11 protein-coding genes are annotated in these 15,157 nt (G+C 67.5%); 4 read left to right on the top strand and 7 right to left on the bottom strand.

Annotated features, from left to right (window positions below; genetic code table 11):
- Window positions 1–8 precede the first annotated feature (8 nt).
- The 6 genes from andAd to AZL_RS18895 all read right to left on the bottom strand — a co-directional run bounded on the left by andAd (window position 9) and on the right by AZL_RS18895 (window position 7,632).
- Window positions 9–482 (bottom strand): anthranilate 1,2-dioxygenase small subunit AndAd, encoded by a 474-nt coding sequence (gene andAd / locus AZL_RS18920; RefSeq protein WP_086935424.1) that lies wholly within the window; start codon window positions 480–482, stop codon window positions 9–11.
- A 5-nt stretch (window positions 483–487) separates the two neighbouring features.
- Window positions 488–1,762 carry an anthranilate 1,2-dioxygenase large subunit AndAc gene (andAc, locus tag AZL_RS18915; protein ID WP_371304235.1) on the bottom strand — a complete coding sequence of 425 codons (1,275 nt, stop codon included), beginning with the start codon at window positions 1,760–1,762 and terminating at the stop codon, window positions 488–490.
- A gap of 288 nt (window positions 1,763–2,050) precedes the next feature.
- A complete protein-coding gene (locus AZL_RS18910; RefSeq protein ID WP_012976091.1) occupies window positions 2,051–2,923 on the bottom strand; it encodes a LysR family transcriptional regulator in 873 nt (290 codons plus the stop codon).
- 85 nt (window positions 2,924–3,008) lie between these two features.
- A complete protein-coding gene (locus AZL_RS18905; RefSeq protein ID WP_042444245.1) occupies window positions 3,009–4,289 on the bottom strand; it encodes an endo-1,4-beta-xylanase in 1,281 nt (426 codons plus the stop codon).
- A 157-nt stretch (window positions 4,290–4,446) separates the two neighbouring features.
- Window positions 4,447–6,747: a GumC family protein gene (locus AZL_RS18900; protein ID WP_247894354.1), complete on the bottom strand. Its 2,301-nt coding sequence runs from the start codon at window positions 6,745–6,747 to the stop codon at window positions 4,447–4,449.
- 60 nt (window positions 6,748–6,807) lie between these two features.
- On the bottom strand, window positions 6,808–7,632 hold the full coding sequence (locus AZL_RS18895) for a WecB/TagA/CpsF family glycosyltransferase (RefSeq protein WP_148219492.1): 825 nt from the start codon (window positions 7,630–7,632) through the stop codon (window positions 6,808–6,810).
- A 448-nt stretch (window positions 7,633–8,080) separates the two neighbouring features.
- Between AZL_RS18895 and AZL_RS18890 the strand changes: the two genes are divergently transcribed.
- Entirely contained in the window at window positions 8,081–10,357 is a 2,277-nt protein-coding gene (locus AZL_RS18890) for a helicase-related protein (protein WP_012976087.1), read from the top strand.
- Between the two features lie 9 nt (window positions 10,358–10,366).
- Here AZL_RS18890 and gpmA read toward each other — a convergent pair whose 3' ends face one another.
- A complete protein-coding gene (gene gpmA / locus AZL_RS18885; RefSeq protein ID WP_012976086.1) occupies window positions 10,367–11,128 on the bottom strand; it encodes a 2,3-diphosphoglycerate-dependent phosphoglycerate mutase in 762 nt (253 codons plus the stop codon).
- A gap of 311 nt (window positions 11,129–11,439) precedes the next feature.
- Here gpmA and AZL_RS18880 point away from each other — a divergent pair, with 311 nt between their 5' ends.
- The 3 genes from AZL_RS18880 to AZL_RS18870 all read left to right on the top strand — a co-directional run bounded on the left by AZL_RS18880 (window position 11,440) and on the right by AZL_RS18870 (window position 15,099).
- Entirely contained in the window at window positions 11,440–11,841 is a 402-nt protein-coding gene (locus AZL_RS18880) for a MarR family transcriptional regulator (RefSeq protein WP_012976085.1), read from the top strand.
- Between the two features lie 19 nt (window positions 11,842–11,860).
- Window positions 11,861–12,205, top strand: a complete 345-nt coding sequence (locus AZL_RS18875) for a hypothetical protein (protein ID WP_042444243.1) — start codon at window positions 11,861–11,863, stop codon at window positions 12,203–12,205.
- A gap of 629 nt (window positions 12,206–12,834) precedes the next feature.
- Window positions 12,835–15,099, top strand: coding sequence for a hybrid sensor histidine kinase/response regulator (locus AZL_RS18870; protein WP_247894353.1), 2,265 nt, complete (start codon window positions 12,835–12,837; stop codon window positions 15,097–15,099).
- Window positions 15,100–15,157: the final 58 nt, after the last annotated feature.

Here is a 15,157-nt window from a genome sequence, read left to right as displayed (position 1 = left end):
CTCCATGGTCAGATCGGGTAGGCCAGCAGGGTCTGCACCCGACTGGTGTCGTAGATGCAGCGCTTGGACTTGAAGCGCAGCCCGTCCGCCGTCCGCACCACATGGTCGAGGTAGCGCCCGGCCTGGAAGACCGTCGATTCCCCGGCGGCCGAGGTGTTGATCACCACATAGCTGGTCTGGCAGAGATAGCCGTCGGCGCCGTCGCCCTTCCATTCCAGGCCGGACAGGCAATGGCGGTAGATCGGCTGTTCGAAGATGTTGGCGTTGCGCATCGCCACCACGCGGTCACGCAGCATGCGGGCGTTGTCGCAATGGATGATCGGCGCCGGCAGCCCCAGATCCTCGTTCTCCTTCGAGATGATCTGGTACAGGCAATCCTCGGTGAACAGCGTCGGCCATTCCTCCATCCGGTCATTGTCGATGATGGAGACGTAGTGGTCCTGGAGCGCGCTCAGCTCCAGGCGGATCATCAGGTCGTTCATGCCGGTCACTCCGCCGCGACGGTGGGCGTCTCGAAGCCCATCAGTTTCTGATAGCCGACCCAGAAGCGGCGGATCAGGCTCTCGGTGATCAGGGTGTTCTGCTCGTCGGGGGCGCCGCGCGCCATTTCGATGACCGATGTCTTGTGGCCGTCGCGCACCGTGCCGCGCTGCACCAGTTCGGTCGCCTCGGTGTCCTCCATCGAGATGTAGCCGGCCGGGCCGACCAGATTGGCCTGCTTGATGCGCAGCGCCCGCAGCTCCGGCGTGTCGTCCTCGTAGCCGAAGAAGTGGAAGACCAGCTCGAAATGGTCCGGCCCCTTGGGCAGCAGCTGGCGGGCGACCAGGGTGTTGTGGATCTGCTGGATCACCAGCTGCGGAAAGATCGGCTGGATGTGGTTGGTGGTGATCTCCTCGAATTCCGGTTCCAGCGCCAGCAGCGAGTCATCCTCCAGATGGAAGCCCTCGTCGTAGGAGCGGATCTTCTGGGCCTTGTAGTCGGCCGAATTCACGTCCTCCTCGCTCTTCGACACATAGATGATGCTGTGCAGCCCGTGCGTGGCGTCGGGAACGCAGCGCGCCTTCATGCCGACGCGGAAGATGTTGAAGGTGGTGTGGAACAGGTGCAGGAGGCTGGCGTGGTAGGGGTCCTTGACATTCTCCAGATACAGCTTCCAGTTGCTGTCCGAATATTGCCGGGTGCAGCCGAGATAGACCACCGGCTTGGCGAAGATGCGGTCGACGAAGGGGCGCATCTCCGGGCCGATGTAATCGGCCAGCGGGCCGACCGTGTCGCTGAAGGTGGCGAAGACCAGGCCGCGATAGCTCTCGACCCGCAGTTGATGCAGGTTGTGCTTGGACGGATCGAAATCCTTCGGCATCCCGGTGGCACCCTTCTGGCCGCGCCGGAAGGGAACGCCCTGGAGATTGCCGGCGGCGCCGAAGCTCCACTGGTGATAGACGCAGCTGTGCGACAGCGCGTTGCCGCGGGCCTTGCGGCAGACCATGGCGCCACGGTGGGAGCAGCGGTTGACCCAGGCGGCCAGCGTGCCGTCCTCGGTGCGCGTCATCACCACCGGCGTGTCGCCGACGAAGCTGCTCTTGTAATCGCCGGGCTTGGGGATCTCCGCTTCGAGGCCAAGGAAGTTCCAGGTCGGCCCGCGATAGATGCGCTCCTGTTCCCGCGCATAGATCTCTTCGGAACTGAACACCGTGTAGGGAACACGGGATCCGTCGGGATTGGGGAATAGGGCAAGCCGGTTTTCGGCGCTTGGTTCAGTCATCGAGCTTTTCCTTATGACCATGGATGGCGCTCCGCCGCTGACCTTGGATGGCCATGGGGTCGACCAACCCTCCACACCGGAAAAGCTTGGCAGATGATCGGCACTCGGCACTATCCGCTGGGCGCATGCCCAGGCCGCCGCTATCCAAAAAACGCAACAATCAGAAGATAAAAAACCACATTCTTTTTAGAACTATTGATGGTGCCAGAATAAAGCGCACTGGATGCTCTGAATTTGATCAAGTCGCCGCGCTGTTGGGCTGTTGCAGTGCGGAAGAAGCGCTTTGTTTCATTCCGTCACCATGGCGAGAAGGGCGGCGGTTGCCTCATTGTCGTCTCCGGCCCGTGTGCTGACGATCATCGGCGAGGTGATCCGCGCCTCCGCGATCGGACGGTAGGTCAGGTCCGCGCGCGACCCGGAGGCCGATTCCGGCACCAGGCACAGCCCGACACCGCAGGCCACCAGCCCCAGCGCGGTCTGCAATTCCCCCGCCTCCACCACCGCGTTGGGCAGCAGGCCGCGGTCACGGAACAGCGCCAGCACCTGATCGGCGTAGCTCGGCCGGGGTTTGCGGGGATAGACCAGCAGGGTCTCCCGGACCAGGGCGGCCAGCGGGACCGGGCCGGTCCCGGCGGCCAGCGGGGAATCGCTGGACATCGCGACCACCAGCGGCTCGTCATGCAGAACCCGCTGGACGATGCCGGGTTCCTGGAAGGACAATCGGCCGAAACCGATGGCGATGCGATGGTCGCGCAGCGCCGGCAGCTGTTCCAGCGTCGTCATTTCGACCAGCCGGACGTCGAGGTCGGGGCGTGACGCCCGGAAGCGGCGCAGCACGCGGGGCAGCGCGCCATAGAGGATCGAGCCGACCAGCCCGACGGGATAGACGGTGCGGCGCGACCCGCCGAGCGCCCGCAGGCTCCAATGGATGTCGTCGACCCGGTCCAGCACCTGGATGGCATGTTCGTAGAGCAGGCGCCCGGCCTCGGTCAGCTCCAGCGGGCGGGATCCGCGCACCAGCAGCTCGGTTCCCAGCTCCTCCTCGAGCTGGCGGATCTGGCGGCTGAGCGGCGGCTGGGCGATGTGCAGCCGCTCCGCCGCGCGGGTGAAGCTGCGCTCCGCCGCGACCATCTGGAAATAGCGCAGGTGCCGCAGTTCCATGTCACCGAATCCCCATCACCGGTCAGGCCGGAGCCGTCACACCGCTCTTGATGCCCGACGGTGGTGGGGTTGGCAACAGACCCGCTCACCCCGACCGCGCCTTGCCGGTGCGGGCCTTTTCCCTCAGCGTTTCGACGATCGCGCTGTAGAGCGGCAGCGGGCGGGAGTTCTCGTCATAGGGGGAGGGGTGGGGGCGCAGATCCGAATGCTCGCGCGCGATGAAATTCAGGTCGGAGCGCAGATGCCACCAGCACAGCTCCGCCACCCGCGCATTGTCCAGCATGTCGGCCAGATATTGCCGGGCGAGCTGGGCCATCGCCCGGTCCTTCTCCGCCCGCGACCAGGAGCGGGGCAGGCGGGTCTCGTCGACATCCATCTCCGTCAGATGGACCGACAGGCCCAGCCTGTCGACCGCGCGCAGGAACTTGCGCATGCCGGCGCCATCATAGGGCTTGCCGCCGATCAGGTGGCTTTGCAGCCCGATGCCGTGGATCGGCACGCCGCGCTTCACCGCCCCGGTCAGCCAGTCGAGCAGATAGGCGCGCTTGCGTTGCTGCCAGCCCTCGTCGATCTCGATGCCGAACTCGTTCAGCACCAGCTTGGCCTTGGGAAATTCCTTGTGGACATGGTGGAAGAAGGGGTCGAGCCATTCCGGCCCCTTCTCCGCTCCGCCGGCCGCCACCCACCACATGCCGCGCCGGAAGCCGTGGCGGTCCTGTTCCTGCGGGTGACTCTCCACCGTTTCCCAGAAGAAGACCTCGTTGGCGACGTCGATGCGGTAAAAGATGTCGCCATAGCGCCGGCGCACCGCCTCGACCACGCCGGTGAAGCGCGGCCAGACGGTCTCGGCGCTCAATGTGCCCTCGGGCGAGAAATAGGCGCTTTCCGAAATGCCCAGCGCCGCCTGCCGGTCCGCCGGAAGCTTCATGTAGGGCGGCATGCCCATATGCTGCCAGATGATCGTGTGCCAGTTCGGCATGGCGCCGATGTTGCGGGCCAGCTCGACCGCGGCATCGAAGCGGCGCCAGTCATAGGCCCCTTCGGTGGGCTGGAAGACCCCCCATTTGCCGCCATTCTCCGGGGTGACGACGTCGCATTCCCGCGCCATCAGCCGGTCGAGCATCGGGTCCTCCGGCTCGATGAAATGGTCGCGGGCGGCGCCATGGCGGATGCCCAGCGCGCGGCAGGCCTCGCGCAGCGTCACCGCGGGCTCGTCGGCCTGGGGCTGGGCCGCGGCGGCCTCCGCCGCCGCCGGGCCGCTGGCGTCCCGGCAGCTTGCCAGCACAGCACCGGCCGCGGCGGTCCACAGCAACTCGCGCCGCGACGGGCGCCATCCTGGAAAAGCGGGTTTCGGACTGTCGGTCATGCCAAGGGGCTCTCTCTTCCGGTCGCGGGGGCGCCCATGGGGCCGCCTGCCGGGCGGGCCGCTCATGGAGAGACCCCTCCCTCCGGTTGCCGCAGCGTCCGGAGGGGAAGGGTCTCGGGGGGAGCGAAGGAGCTTCAGGTCAACCCGGCGTCCCGCTTTAAGGCGCGGTCCGCAGGCTGGTGTCGCCGTAATATTTCCGGGTCGCCACATAGCTGTTGTAGGGGCCCTGATAGCCGCGCGAGGCCGCCTTCTTCAGGTTCACGTCGGTCATCACCGCCACGAACTTCGAATGGTCGATCGGGCCGAGGTCGGCGACCGCCTGGAGGTCGCTGGCGGTGGTGTGGCCCCAGCGGCTGACGAACAGCACCTTGGAGGCGGCGCCGCAGACGATGCGGGCGTCCGAGACGGCCAGCGCCGGAGCGGTGTCGAACACCACCAGATCGAAGTGCGGCGACAGGCCGGCCATCAGGTGGATCAGCCCGTCGACGTTGAAGCGGTCCAGCGTCTCCGGCATCAGGCGCCCGGCCGGGATCATCGCATAGGGGGCGTCGTCGCTGCCGTGCACGATCTCGTCCAGGGTGGCGGTGCCGGAAATCCAGTCCGACAGGCCCTTCTTGGCCGACAGGTTGAACAGCCCGTCGATGCGCGAGCGGCGGAAGTCGGTGTCGACCACCACCACCCGGCGGCCGGCTTGCGCCGCGACCTGGGCGACGGCGAGGCTCATCGAGGTCTTGCCGTCCTGCGGGCGGGCCGAGGTGACGGCGATGGAGCCGACCGGCCCCAGGTCCGACAGATAGTTGCGGAACAGGGCGCGCATCGATTCCGCGAACAGCGAGAAGGGGTGATTCTGGAAGATCTGGTCCAGACGGCCGCGGCTGCCACGGGTCGAATGGTGCGGGACGATGTGGACCGTGCCGACGCCCAGGATGCGGCGGACGGCGTCCGGGGTGCGGATGCGGCGCTGGAACAGCTCGATGCCGAAGACGATGAAGACGGCGACGGCGAGCGAGGCGACGAAGCCGGCCACCAGCAGCAGCAGGCGGAGCGGACCCGACGGCTCATGCGGGACCTGCGGGGCGGAGACCAGCTTGACGGCGGTCGGGAAGGCGCGGTTGTCCTGCTGGGCCTGCACCTCCTCCAGACGGCCGAGCAGGCTGTCGAGGAGTTGGCGCTTGGCCTGGGCCTCCGCCTCCAGCGTGCGCAGCGGCACCGCCTCCTCTGTCATGGTCTGATAGCCGGATTCCAGCTTGGCGATCATCGCCTTCAGGGCGTTCTCCTGCTCGACGGCGACGTTGGCCGCCTCGCGGACGCCGCCGATCTCGTGGCGGACCTCCTGCTGGAGCGAGGAGTTGGCCTCGTTCAGGCGGGCCTGGAGTTCCTGGATGCGCGGGTGCTTCGGGCCATACTGCCGCGACAGCTGGGCCAACTCGGTGGAGATCGAGGCGACGGTCGCGCGCAGCTGGGCCACGACCGGCGAGGCGAGGCTGCCGCCATTGCCGGCGCTGCGCTCCAGCGTCTGGGCCTGGGCGACGGCGCGGGCGCGGTTGGCCGAGGCCTCGGCAAGGCGCAGGCGGGCTTGTTCCAGCTCGGTGGTGGCCATCAGGCCGTTGGTGCCGTTCTTGACCAGACCGGCCTTGAAGCGGACGGCGTCGACCTTGGTGTCGGCGTCCGCCACCTCCTTGCGCAGGGTGGCGATGCGGTCCTCCAGCCAGGCGACGGCGCTGGTGGACAGGTCGCGGTCCATCTGCTGGCGGGTTTCCATGTAGCGGCGCACGACGGTGTCCACCACCTTCTGGGCGATCTCCGGGTCGCCGGCGGTGTAGCGGACCTGGATCACGCGCGACCGGCCGACGACGCCGACCTCAAGGTTGCGGCGGACGCGGTCGAGCACGCCGTCGATGCTGTCGGCGGCGCGGGTCTCGCGCAGGCGGGTGTCCTTGGTCATGTTGTCGCCATGGGCCAGGACGGCCGTGACGACGCCCGGCAGTTCCGGACCGAAGACGGCGTGGGCCCGCTCGCGGGTCCAGGCGGTGGCGCGCTCGATGAAGGGCTTCGTCTCGTCGGCCTGGACCGGCGGGTTGTACTCCTGGTTCGTCGCCAGTTTCAGGTCGGTGACCGCCTGGGACAGCACGGCCGTGGACTTGAGGATTTCAATCTCGCTGAGGATCGCGCCGTCCTCCGGCGTGATCGAGTTCAGCGCCTGATCCTCGGCGCGGACGACGCGGACCTGCCGGTTGTCGACCAGCAGAAGGGCTTCGGAGGTGTAGCGGTCCTTCATCAGCGAGACGGCGAAGGCCGACAGCGCGGTGAGCGTCAGCACGATGATGACGATCAGCGTCTTGTGCGCCGCCAGCACCCGCAGGATGAAGCGGAAGTCGGGACCCATCGCCGGAGCGGGGCCGTCGAACTCGCGCGGCGCATGCTGGCCGACCTGGGTGGGCCATGCGGGAGCCGGCACTCCGCCCTGGCCTCCCGGTCCATGGCCTCCGTGATTGATCTGGGGAAGATTTTCCACGTCTCAAAGCTCCTTCTGGACAGGCGACCGCCGGATCGGCGACGGAGGGATCCGGCTGGAAACGGGCGCTGCGGCGCCCGCTTCGCGGGTGCGGAGGGATGCGGCACGGCGAAGGCGGACGGTGCTCCAGGCGAAGCCGAAGGCACCGATGCAATAGCGGCGGAACAGGCGGCGCGGCTCCTGCGCCAGACGGAAGGCCCATTCCAGGCCGGAGCGCTGGACGGTTTCCGGGGCGCGCCTGAAGCGGCCGGCGAGGAAATCGACGATGGCGCCGCCATTGACGATCAGAACCGGATGGTCGAGCGCATGCCTCAGTTCCGCCGCGACCCGCTCCTGCTTGGGCATGCCCATGGCGAGCAGGATGATGTCCGGACGGGTGGCCCGCGCCTGGGCGATGTAATGGTCCGTCGGGTGGAAGCCGTGCTGGAGGTCGGTGTAGCGGTGCGGTGTCGCCGCCTCCAGCGCAAGCCGGGCACGGGTCAGCCATGGGGTGGCGGTGCCATAGATGGCGACGCTGCGGGCGGACAGCGATTTCAGCAGCAGCGGAATGAAGTCGGTGCCGTTCATGTTCAGGCCGGCCGGCATGCCCAGCACCGGCAGGACCGCCTGCAACCCGATCCCGTCGCGCAGCAGCACGTCCGACGCGCGGAAGGCGGCCAGCGCCGCGTCCGAACCCATGCAGACATTCAGGCCGTGCGCGTTCAGGAAGGACAGCACCGTCGGACGCTCCACCGCGCCCAGCCGATCGATCAGGGCCCGGCGCTCCCCATCGTTCGAAATGCACCGCATGCGCTCGATCAGTTCCAGGACCTCACGAGGGTTCGGCATGCGCATCTCCCCAAAAAATCAATTGGAACAGAGTATTGACAGCTTGTGCAGCCGATCCGGCGGGAGCTGCCCGCCGGGTGGCGGCGGTTAACCCGTTGGGGCGGACCGCCAAACCTGCGTGGCTCTATGTGGCCGGTCCTCCCCCCTTTTCGCACGAGCGGGATCGGCGAAACGGCGGCGGAATCGAATTAGCCCGGCCTTGCTCCGATCGGGGGATTCGGCTTGCCGAATCGGCCGGCCAGACCCATAAAGAGGGAGCCCGGCCATAAAGAGAGATCCCGGCGCCCTATGGCTGTCGTGGGGGGGGGGCTGTCGTGGGGGGGGGCTGTCGTGGGGGGGGGCTGTCGCCTGGACGCGGATCCCATCCGCCTTGCCGGATCGGCCGTCCGGCGGGTCGGCTCCACCGAACCGCTTGCATGACCGGGACAATTCCAACAAAAGACGCTTCATGACCGACGAGACCTCCGACAACGCCCGTTCCGGCCGCACCCCCGGCACCGCTGACGAATTCGACCGCCGCGACGCCCTGCGCGCGGTGGCCGCCGTGGTGCGCGGCGACGGGATCGAGGTGGATGCCGACAGCACCCCGGCGCGCTGGTCGGTCGCGGTCAACCATGTCGTCCAGATCCCCGGCACCGACCGCAAGCTGAAGCTGCGCTTCAAGGTGGCGCTCGGCCCGCTGCCCGACATCGAGGCCGACCTGTGGGGCCTGCTGACCATCGACGAGGGGTTCGGCCGTCCGCAGGCCAAGGCGCTGGGCAAGAGGGTGAAGGGCGCCTGCCTGTCGTCCCCCGCCATCGCCAAGGCCAAGGACCGGGTCGATGGCTGGGTCGCGTCGATGGGGCAGCGGGCGGCGGGCTTCGGCGACTCCTGGCGGCCGAAGGGCTTCGCCGACGAGCTGGGCCGCGTCGTCGGTTTCGGTGGCCGCATCCCGCGTTTGCAGACCCTGCTCGACGCGATGGAGGAGGCGTTCTCCACCGCGGCATCCCGCGCCGGTTTGAAGGTGCGGCGGGAGCGGTTGGAGAACGCGTCCGGCATGGGCGTCTATCTCGACAGCTTCACCACCGCCCGCGCGATGATCCGCAAGCTGCGGCTGTTCGTCGGCCCGACCAATTCGGGCAAGACCCATGCGGCGATGGACCGGCTGGCCGAGGCGGAGAGCGGCTGCTACCTCGCCCCCTTGCGTCTGCTGGCGCTGGAGGGGCAGGAGGCGCTGGAGACCCGTGGGCGCCCATGCAGCCTCGTCACCGGCGAGGAGCGCGACGTGCGGCCGGGAGCATCCTTCACCTCCTCCACCATCGAGATGGTGAACACCTCCCGGATCTGGGGCGCCTGCGTCATCGACGAGATCCAGATGATCGGCGACCCCGACCGCGGCTGGGCCTGGACCCAGGCGGTTGCCGGGGTGGCGGCGCCGGAAATCCTGATGACCGGCTCCGCCGACGCCATTCCCTATGTCAAGCGTCTGGCCGACGCCATGGGCGAGGAGCTGGAGGTCGTCGAATTCACCCGCAAGTCACCGCTGCGCGTGCAGGAGGAGCGGGTCAAGCTGGACGAGGTGAAGACGGGCGACGCGCTGATCGCCTTCTCGCGCAAGGACGTGATGGCGCTGCGCCATGACCTGCTGGGCCGCAACCACAATGTCGCGGTGATCTATGGCGCGTTGTCGCCGGAGGTCCGCCGGGCCGAGGCGCGCCGCTTCCGCGAGGGCACGGCGGATGTGCTGGTGGCGACCGACGCCATCGGCATGGGGCTGAATTTGCCGGTCGCCCGCGTCGTGCTGTCCACCACCCGCAAATATGACGGGCGGGAGGAGCGCGAGCTGACCGCGTCGGAGATCCGCCAGATCGGCGGCCGCGCCGGCCGTTTCGGCATGCATGAGGAAGGCCGCGTCGCCGTGCTGGACGGCGAGAGCATCAACCCGGTGCGCCGGGCGCTGACCTCGCCGCCGGTGCCGCCGGAGGATCCGCGCTCCTGGATCTCCCCCAATCTCAGCCATGTCGAGGCCATCGCGCAGGAGCTGGACACCGACAGCCTCGCCAAGGTTCTGCGCACCGCCGGTCAGGAGCTGTTGCGCGCCAACCAGACCTTCCGCATGACCGATCTGGAACAGCGCATCCAGGCCGCCGCCGCGGTGGACCGCGCCAAGCTGCCGCTGGCTCAGCGTGACATGCTGGCCCGCTGCCCGATCGACACCCGCGACCAGAACAACCTGCGCCTTCTCGGCGGCTGGGCGGTCAACCAGGGCAGGGGCATTCCCAACGCCGCCCCCGACGCCGCCGAACGCTTCCGCCACAGCGTCGGCACCGACGTGGAACTGGAGAAGGCCGAGCGCGCGGTGAAGGAGCTGACCGCCTATGCCTGGCTCGCCTACCGTTTCCCCGACGCCTATCCCGAGATGGATCTGTGCCAGGAGCGCCGGGCTCATCTGAACGCCTTCATCGAGCGGACGCTCGCCGAACGCTCGCTCGCCCGCGCCTGTCCGGTCTGCGGCACGCGGTTGAAGGCCAACCACCGGTTCCGCGTCTGCGACAACTGCTACAGCAGCCGTGTCGAGGAACGCCGTGGCGGCCGCCGGGGCGGGCCGGAGCGCGGCAAGGGCGAGAAGGCGGGCGGCCACCCGCAACATTTCCATCACCCGGCGGTGAAGGACGCCGGCCGGGACGCCTCCCGCACCGGCCGCGGCCCCAAGCGGCGAAGCGCCCCCTCCTCTCCCCGTGGGTGAGGAGAGGTTTCACGCCGCGGCGTTGCCGCCCTTGCCCGCCGGGTCGTCCTTCGACCAGCCGATCTCCTCCACCGCGCCGTTTTCGCCAAGGAAATAGCGGCGAAGCGGCGTCAGGTCGGCGCCGAGTTCATAGACCAGCGGGCGGCTGGTCGGAATCTCGAACAGCGGAATGTCCTGGTCGGCGACGGCGTCGAGATGCTTGACCAGCCCGCGCAGACTGTTGCCATGGGCCGACACCAGGACGCGGGCGCCCAACCGCAATGCCGGAGCGATCTCGTCGCGCCAGAAGGGAACGACCCGGTCTGTGGTGTCCTTCAGGCTTTCGCCGCGCGGCAGGTTGGAGCGGGCGATGCCGGCATAGCGCCGGCCGGTCACCGCCGATCGCGGATCGTCGGGATCGATCGGCGGCGGCGGGATGTCCCAGCTCCGCCGCCACCGGAACACCTGTTCCACCCCGTGGCGCTCCGCCGTCTCCGTCTTGTTCAGCCCCTGCAACGCGCCGTAATGACGTTCGTTGAGGCGCCAGTGCTTGTGCACGGGCAGCCACAGACGATCCATGTCGCGCAGCACCAGATGCAGGGTCTCGATCGCGCGGCTCAACACCGAGGTGAAGGCGATGTCGAGATCGATGCCCGCCGCCTTCAGCAGGTCCGAGGCCCGGCGGGTCTCGGCGATGCCACGGTCGGTCAGGCCGACATCGGTCCATCCCGTGAAGCGGTCTTCCGCGTTCCACACGCTCTGACCATGGCGCAGCAGGATTAGTCTGTGCATGGCGCGGGTTCCTCCTCCGTCTCCGCCCCGCCGTCGTCCCCCGTCGTCGGGCGCATCCGTTCTGAAACATGCCGGCCGCGGGCCGGTTCCCCGCCGCCCTATCCCCGCGACATATCAACGCACCATGGGGGCGGCGGAGTGGCGGCCCGCGGCCTCGGCCCGTGGTTTCAATCCGATTTCATGATTGCTTCCGGAGACACCAATTATGTCAGCCGCGAAATCGGGGCGACATACTTGAACAATAATCATGGGCTACGGTCACCTCATCTGAAAACACCGGCCGCGCCGGCCGCAGCGGATGGGAGGCGACGATGACGGAACCGAACACGGGATCGCAGACTTCACCGGGTGCCGCGGGCTTGCGCGGCGCGCTGCCGAACACAACCGATTATCGCTCCGGCAACCTGACAACCTTGCGTACCGAGGCCACGATGCTGCATCATCATGACGTCATCTCCAGAGCTGTATCGACCGACCGCGAGATCACTCTGGAGGCGCTTCGTGTGTTCACCTACCTGAGCCGCAGGCTCCATTTCGATCGTTCCGTTCCGGTGCTCCAGTCCGAGCTGGCTGACGCGCTGGGCATGCAGCGGCCTAATGTCAACCGGGCCATCAAGCTGCTGGAAACCAAGCAGATCCTTCTGCGGGAATCCAAACTGGGGCGCGCGATCACGTTCCGGCTCAATCCGGGACTGGAGGGCGGCCGGGCCTGAGTGTTTGGTCAGGGATGGAATGATCGTCGAGACACGGGAACTGTTCTTCACAAATTCCTCCCTGAAGAACGCACTAGGCTGGTACCAGAAGGCTCCGAATCAGACGGACCTGCCGCTGGGCGTCGTCACCATGGTGACGCCCACGTCCGAAGGCGGGCTGTCGGTTCAAATCCAGCAGAGCGGCGCCTCCCGATCACGGGAGGTTCTGTTCACACCCAGCAAGACGCTGGCGTTGCTTCTGCTGTTCTGCCGTCGTCAGAAGGTTCCGATTCCCCGCGGCGCCGGCAAAGAGATCGAAGCCGCGGACGACGGTCTGATCCTGATCGTGCGTGGCGAGACCCAGACCACAGCCCCTCCTCCCTGATCGCGGGCACCGTGCTCCGCTTTGCCGGGCCTGCACGGAGTGCCTGATCGCTCTCCGATAGCGCGGCGCATCCCTGCGACCCCGGCCGTCTTGCATTGCCTGACATACAACTTGCCGGCACCGCGCGGCTGAATTCTGGTAAACATAGACAGGCGATAAATAATGAGAAACATCTTAAGTGGCGGCCGCTGTAAAAGCCACACGTGACAGCCTGCGGTCTTGCCGAGTTTACGCTTACCCTATGGACAGGCTGTTTATGATAATGGTCATAGTCGCCAAGATCGGTCGCGCGTAATTTCTTGGTGTGATATTATTCATCGGACAATTGGGGCTAAGCTATAGTTCCGGATCATCCGTCGAGCGGAGAGACCTGCGCTGGCATTTTATACTGGCGGGCGGAATGACGGGCGGGAGTTCATTCCCGCTTGTTTGCGTTGGCCTGGATAGGACGCGCGTCAGTCGCACCGGATCGTCCGCCCTGATCCGTCGCAGCGAAGTTTCGTGACCGCCGAGGATTTTGCGTCGATGATCGTCACCCGCCCGCCACTGCGGCTTTGGGAAACTCCTCGGCATCGCCTGCCGGGAGTCCTTCCAATGCCTGTCTGACCGGGCCGATGACATCGCCCCTGATGCCGTCACCCTTGACGTCGATGTCCGATCCGCTCCGTCGCATCGCCTCGTCCCCGCGTCTTCTGGTCGCGGTGCTCTGCGCCGTGCTGGCCCTGTTGGGAACGGCGTCCTGGGCCGCGGTCACCACGCTCGACTACCGGGACACGCTTGAACGCGCGGAAGAGGACGCCCGGCAGGGAGCGGTCCTGTTCGACAGCAATGCGCATGGTCTTCTCGAAAGCAGCGTCGGCCTGCTGGAGCGTGTCGCCGACCGGATGGACGGCCATGGTCTGGACTCCTGGACGGAGCGCAGCTTGGCGGAGGCAATGGCGGTTGAGAGCAACGGGCGGCTCACCCTGCTCGGTGCCGATGGATCGCTGCGCTATGGCTCCGCCGTCGCGTTCGCGGCGCCCGAGACCGCTGACGGATTGTCCCTGCTGCTCCGCCCCGTGGCATCGGAGGAGGATCGGGATATCCTGCCGGCCTTCGGCCATATGGCGGGACGGCCCGCCATCCTGCTCGTCCGTCGCATCCGTACCGCCGCCGGTGTTTTCGACGGCGCGGTCGTGGTTGGGCTGCCGGTGTCGGTGTTGACGCCGGTGCGCAATGCCTTCGGCGACGGGACGGCCCGCTCGGTCGGGCTGTACCGGCCGGATGGCGTCCGGCTTGCCGGAGCGGGATCGGCATCGCTGGACGCCCTGCCGCGCCTCGACCCTGGGGCCATCCGGGTCGAGATGGATTGGAGGGGGGGCGGCGCGCCATCGGTCCTCGGACTGAAGCGGATGGGCCCGCTGCCGATCCTGTCGGCGGTCATGATTCCGCGTGCCGTCGTTCTTGCCCCCTGGTATGTCCGCATGGAGCGCGGCCTCTTCGTGGTGGTCGCCGGTGTCGCGGCGCTCGCCGGCTTGTCGTTCATGGGGGCGACCAGCCTGCGGCGCGAGGCGCTCGCCCATCAGGCGCTGACGCAAGCCAATGTCCAGCTCGAACAGGCCAATGCGCAGTTGGAGGAGAGGGTCGAGGAGCGCACCGCCGCCCTCAGCGCCCTCAATGTGAAGTTGAGCCGCGCGCTTGAGGAGAAGGAGCGGGCCAACCAGGCGAAAGGCCGTTTCCTGTCGGCGGCCAACCATGATTTGCGCCAGCCTTTCCAGGCTTTGCGGCTGTTTCATCACATTCTGATGGAGCGTCTGGCCGACCCGCGCGACCACGGCATCGCCGAGAAGATGGGCGAGGCTCTGGATGCCGGGGAAAGGCTGCTGCATGCGCTGCTGGAGGTGGCGACGCTGGATGCGGGCGTTGTGCGGCCGCAGCTCGCCGATGTGCCGGTGTCGGCCGTGCTCGAGGAGTTGGTGGGTGAATTCCACGGCATGGCGACGGAAAAGGGGCTGAGCCTGCGGGCGATCCCCAGCCGCATGGTGGTCCGCACCGACCGCATGCTGTTGATCCGCATGCTGGGCGATCTGGTGCGCAACGCCATCCGCTTCACCGACGAAGGCCGTGTCACCATCGGCTGTCGCCGTCATGGCCGGTGGTTGCGCATCGAGGTCTGGGATACCGGCACCGGCATCCCCGCTGAACAACTCGACAATATCTTCGAGGATTTCGTGCAGCTCGGCAATCCGGAACGCGACCGCCGCCAGGGGCTGGGGCTGGGGCTCGCCAAGGTGCGGCGCAAGGCGGCGTTGCTGGGGCATGCGGTGGAGGTGCGGTCGCTTCAGGGCCGCGGTTCCGTCTTCGCGATCAATGTGCCGGTGGTTGGAACGGAACGGCTGCCGACGGCGGTTCCGATGCCGGAAGCCGATCCGCCGGGAACCGGCGACCGCATGATCCTGGTGGTGGAGGATGATCCGATCCAGCGTGACGCCGTGAAGCTGCTGCTTGAAAGCTGGGATTACCGCGTGATGGCGGCCGTTGAAGGCGAAAGCGCATTGGCGCTGTTCGGCGATCCGATTCCCACGCCCGCTTCGGCAACACCCGATCTGCCTTCACCGGATCTGCCCCCACCTGACCTGATCGTCAGCGACTTCCGGCTGCCGGGACGGCTGACCGGTGTGCAGACCGTCGCGAAGGTGGGGGAGCGGCTGGGCCGCAGGATTCCGGGGCTGATCCTGACCGGCGACACCGCGCCGGAGCGTATCCGCGAGGCGATGGCCACCGGATGCCGCCTGCTGCACAAGCCGGTGTCTCCCGAGGATCTGCGCCATGCCATCGCCGCCATCCTGGCGGAGCGTCCGGGCTGCCGTCCGGATGCCGGCGAGCAGGCGTTGGAGAACGAATCGGCGGCCTGAGTTAACCCTTTCTGAAGCCCGGCCGTCCGACACTCGGCCGGAAAGGGAGTTCGCCGCA

Source organism: Azospirillum sp. B510 (assembly GCF_000010725.1).
GTDB classification, from domain to species: domain Bacteria; phylum Pseudomonadota; class Alphaproteobacteria; order Azospirillales; family Azospirillaceae; genus Azospirillum; species Azospirillum lipoferum_B.
This window is presented reverse-complemented; position numbering and strand designations above follow the sequence as displayed.